Source organism: Anaerovorax odorimutans (assembly GCF_024459955.1).
Taxonomy (GTDB): domain Bacteria; phylum Bacillota; class Clostridia; order Peptostreptococcales; family Anaerovoracaceae; genus Hominibacterium; species Hominibacterium odorimutans_A.
In genome coordinates this window covers 1-4,883 of sequence record NZ_JANFXK010000040.1, presented here as the reverse complement: position 1 = coordinate 4,883, position 4,883 = coordinate 1, and the positions used below count along the sequence as shown (strand labels likewise).

At 47.3% G+C, this 4,883-nt stretch carries 3 protein-coding genes; all 3 read left to right on the top strand.

Features of this window, described 5'->3' with window-relative positions; translation table 11 throughout:
• On the top strand, positions 1-566 hold a 566-nt coding region (locus NE619_RS17505; protein WP_256133778.1), incomplete at its 5' end, for a ParA family protein.
• Positions 520-1,446 (top strand): ParB/RepB/Spo0J family partition protein, encoded by a 927-nt coding sequence (locus tag NE619_RS17500; protein ID WP_256133777.1) that lies wholly within the window; start codon positions 520-522, stop codon positions 1,444-1,446. The genes NE619_RS17505 and NE619_RS17500, both read left to right, overlap by 47 nt.
• 168 nt (positions 1,447-1,614) lie before the next feature.
• Positions 1,615-4,883 (top strand): SpaA isopeptide-forming pilin-related protein (locus NE619_RS17495; protein WP_256133776.1); only part of this gene is annotated, 3,269 nt, incomplete at its 3' end.

Sequence of the window (4,883 nt, the reverse complement as noted above, 5' to 3'; positions counted from 1 at the left end):
GCGTTGATCTCATACCGTCCAGTATCGAATTGTCCGGAATGGAAATGACGCTGGTAAACGCCATGAGCCGGGAATTTACTATGAAATCCTATCTCCATGGCTTGAAAAAGGATTACGACTATATCCTGATCGACTGTATGCCGAGTTTGGGAATGTTGACGATCAATGCGCTTGCGGCGGCAGATAGTGTGATTGTGCCGGTACAGGCCCACTATCTGCCATTAAAAGGCATGACCCAGCTCACGCGAACCATCAGCAAGGTGCAGCGGCAGATCAACCCACAATTAAAAGTGGACGGTGTTTTATTGACCCTTGCGGATATGCGGACAAACTTTGCACGTGTCACAGCAGAAAGCCTTCGGCAGAACTATGGCAGGGCTCTAAACGTTTACCATACGGTGATCCCGGTTGTCGTAAAAGCGGCGGAAAGCAGCGCCGCCGGGAAAAGCATCTACAGCTATGATAAAAATAGCCTAGCGGCAAAAGCTTATCTGGAATTTACAAAGGAGGTGCTCCGGGATGGCCAAAGGCAACAAAATCGAGCTGAATCTGCCCGCAGTCGATGACCTGTTCACCACGCAGGAAGAACGAGATGAACAGCAGTATGAAAAGGTCGTACACCTAAAACTATCGGAAATAAGCGATTTCCCGAACCACCCGTTCAAAGTTCGTATGGATAAAGCCATGAACCGTACAGTAAATAGCGTAAAAGAGTACGGTGTCTTAGTACCGGCGCTGGTACGGCCCAAAAAAGAGGGCGGCTATGAAATGGTAGCGGGACATAGGCGAAAAGTTGCATGCGAGCTGGCAGGAAAAGAAGAAATGCCCTGCATTATCCGTGATTTATCGGATGATGAAGCGACGATTGTTATGGTGGATTCCAATTTGCAGCGGGAAACCATTCTACCGTCGGAGAAAGCCTTTGCATATAAAATGAAGATGGATGCCATAAAACGGCAGGGACAGAGGACGGATTTAACTTCTCGCCCACTGGGCGAGAAGTTGTACAGCGTTGAAGAATTAAGTAAGGAGGCAAAAGACAGTGCGAGACAAATTCATCGCTATATCCGGCTGACCTATCTCATTCCACCCATTTTAGACCTAGTCGATGAAGGAAAGATTGCCATGCGCCCGGCGGTGGAATTATCCTACCTGCCGAAAGAACAGCAAGAGGTGCTGCTCAATACGATGGAACTGGAGGACTGCACACCGAGCCATGCGCAGGCGATCAAACTCCGGAAACTTAACGAAGAAGGGAGGTTGAATGAAGATGTAATTTTATCCATTCTTTCCGAACAAAAACCAAACCAGAAAGAACAGCTAAAGATACCGCGGGAGCGCATCAACAAATATTTTCCAAAAGGGACGTCCAAAAAACAGATGGAGGATATCATTGTGAAAGCGCTTGCGCTTTATCGAAAGCGGCAACGGTCCATGGAGCGGTGATCTATTCCGCCAGGGGAGCAGTAGGCGGGCTGGTTCTATTTTTTTGTCCCCCCTCTCCACACCTCACCCCCCCCCCAGATTACCAGCAGAACCAGCCGAAAAAGAAATCATTACGTGTAAGAACTCTTTGCAGACCGCAAGGGGTATTTTTTTATTGGAGGTAACATGATGAATCAAGAATCATACAATGTGCTAAAAAAGCCAAAAGTGGTCCTATCCTTTCTGCTCATAGTCATGCTTCTCTTAGGGCTAGTTACGCCCTTTGCACCGGAGCAGTCTCATGCAGCCACAGAGCAGGGACTTTCATTAGAAAAGCAAGACCATGTGGAGCTTACCCCTGGTGATGCGGTGGCAAGGCAAACCTTGCAGGAACTAAAAGAAAGCCATGGAGCCGTACTCTTTGAATCCGCGTCTTTAGCTCAGGCGGCAGCGCTAGAAGATGACGAAATGAAAGTGAAGCTTACTTACGACCATAAGATTTATTATGAGGACTTTTTTACGCGAAACTATCGCTGTGAATTCAAGGGCAAAAAGGTGGTGGCTTATTGTATTCAGCCAAAAGAAACACCGCCTTCCGAAGGCTCGTATGTCGCGACCGAATACACCAACAAGAAGATGGTGCAGGCCCTTTATTACATGTATGGCTATCCAGGTTATGCAAAGAAAGTTCAGCCCTATGTTTCGAAGAAAGATAAAGATGATGACTGGAACGATGATGAAAGCGCCTATGCGCTTTGTCACATGATTCTTTCCTACCTGTACGATAAAGCTTCCATGAACAGCGATGCTTTCATGGGTGTTTCTTCCGATACGAAAAAACTAGTGGTGAAAGTAGCGGACTACGTGGAAACCTTGCCAGATGCGCCCACCGATACCAGTATTTCCGTTTCCAAGGGCAGCGTTAATGCGGTATGGGATTGGGACAATAAACAGCAGACAACACCAGCGATAAAGCTTAACACCCATGAAGATAACCGCATCACGGTGACGGTTCCTGCAAGCTGCACTTTGCATCGCACCTCTGACGGGGAAACAAAATCCTTTGCTGCCGGAAAAGCTGTGAAAATTTATGGCGGCGATTCGTTCTTTTTTACTGCGCCCAAGAGTGTGGCAGGCACCTATAGCAGCGGAAAGTTGGAGGGCAGTTTGGCCTCTTTTTCTCCATATTTGATTTCCATCACCGGTAAACAGAATATTTTCTTTTGCGGACAAGGGGAAACGGACACAGTTTCCTTTACCGTTCGCTGGGTGAAATGGGGCTGGCTGCAAGGCAGGAAATACTGTGATGACGGTGAAAAGGCCAGTGATGGCATCAAAAATGTTTATGCCAACCTGCGGTTTGAAATTACCGGAAATGGGATGCCCAATTCGGTTCCGGTAAGCGTAAACAGCAGCGGTGAATTGATTGGGAGGGATGGCAGCAAGAAAATCGAGCTTTTGGAAGGCGGGCCGTACACGATCAAAGAAACAGTGCAGGACAGCCGGTACAAGCAGAAAGCGAGCGCCACCTTTACCATTACCGGTGATGCGACCTACACGTTGACGGAAAAGGCCCTATCCAATATTACGAAGAAGGGCCGGATGCAGCTGACCAAGCTGTGGATTGACCCAGAAACCGGTATCGAGTCTTCAGTCATTCATCGGGAAGAAGGGATTACATTCCGAATCTGGGATGCGGAATATGTAGCGAAAGGCTGGAGGTTTGAAGATGTACCACCGGTTTTTAAGGATGAAATGGTTACCAATAAAGACGGTATAGCGCTTTCTAAGGAATTACCAATCGGAGATTATCTGGTTCAGCAGGTGACCAAAGACCAAACGAATTGGGCGGTTAAAGATTTCTCTATTACAATTGCGGCAAAAGAAAATGGGGAACCCGAGACAAAAACCATGGATCTAGTCAACAAACCGGTACTGAATCGTTTTCAGATTGAAAAGGTTGACGCTGAAACGGGCAAGACCATTAAGAAGGCAGGCACCAAGTTTAAGGTTCGGGACGAAAAGGGAAACTTGGTCACACAGCTAAATGACAATCATGAGACGATTGACACCTTTGTCACCGGAAGTGACGGAATAGCAAGAAGCTCCGAGACCATTCGGGCGGGAACGTATGAAGTCATTGAAGTGACGGCACCAAACGGATATGTTCGAGCGATAAAACCGGTGACCTTTCAAGTGACATCTGACACAAAGCCGGGTGAAATTGTACAAGTAACGTTCAAGGACACGCCACAGAAGGGAATGCTTCATATTCATAAATTGCGTCAGGTGATGGAGGAGACAGAGACGGGGCAAACCCTTACGACAGCGCCGTTTCCCTTTGTGAAATTTGATATTCAGGCAGCGGAAGACATTAAGACGGCAGATGGCACGCTGCGTGCAGAAAAGGGCAAGGTCCTTCAATCCGTCATGACTGATGAAGATGGGAATGTTACAACTGGAACTTTATATCTGGGAAGCTACCATGTGAAAGAGACCGGTCTTTATACAAAAGTACGTACCTACCATCTGACCGAAGAACTGATTTCCGCTATTCTGGAAACCTGGGTGAACACGCTGGTCGTAAACGGGGGTGATCCACCGGCCGAAGAAACAAAAGAAGCCTTTACCAAAGCCCTTGGCGATACTTTGACCGCAACGTACATTGTGGAGGAAGACGGCCACTATTTTGAAACACCGAAGGGGGATAAGACCTTTTCCTATACGGAGGAACAACTGTGGGCGCTCAAGGATTTTGCAGAATCCGCTCCGGACAATGCCATGGAAGATTCTTTTGAGCAAATGGACGCATCCATCTATAACATTCCCAAAGATGGAATCATGAAAACCGTTAAACTGGACTACGCCGGACAGGATGTTAGTGTTGTGGAAAAAGATGTAACCATTGTCAATGAACTGGGCATGGGGGAAGCGGAGATCACAAAAACCGATCTTGCTACCGGAGCAGTGCTGCCAGGTGCGCTGATTGAACTTTATGACCATGATAAAAAACTGGTTGCTTCCGGTACAACGGACAGCAAGGGGAACATCACCTTCAAGCAGCTTCCCATCGGTAAATACTATTTGAAAGAAACGGCAGCACCGGATGGCTATGTGCTGGATTCCAAGCTGCATCCTTTTGAGGTGAAAGAAAACGGGGAAATCGTCAAATGCAGCATTACCAATAAACCAAAGCAGGGAAGCGTGGAGATCACAAAGACCGATATCACGGATGGAAGGCCTTTATCTGGAGCCAAAATTGAGATTTATGATCATGAAAAACAACTGGTTCGATCCGGCAAAACCGATGAAAAAGGACTGGTAACCTTTGATCAGCTTCCGGTAGGCAAGTATTACTTCAAAGAGACCGCAGCGCCGGATGGTTATGTGCTGGATTCTAAGCTATATCCGTTTGAAGTGAAGCAGGACGGGGAAATTGTAAAGTGCAGCATAACCAA

Bases quoted from the DNA above. Each gene is read 5' to 3' on its own strand.
- NE619_RS17500 (WP_256133777.1), top strand. From the start codon at position 520: ATGGCCAAAGGCAACAAAATCGAGCTGAATCTGCCCGCAGTCGATGAC.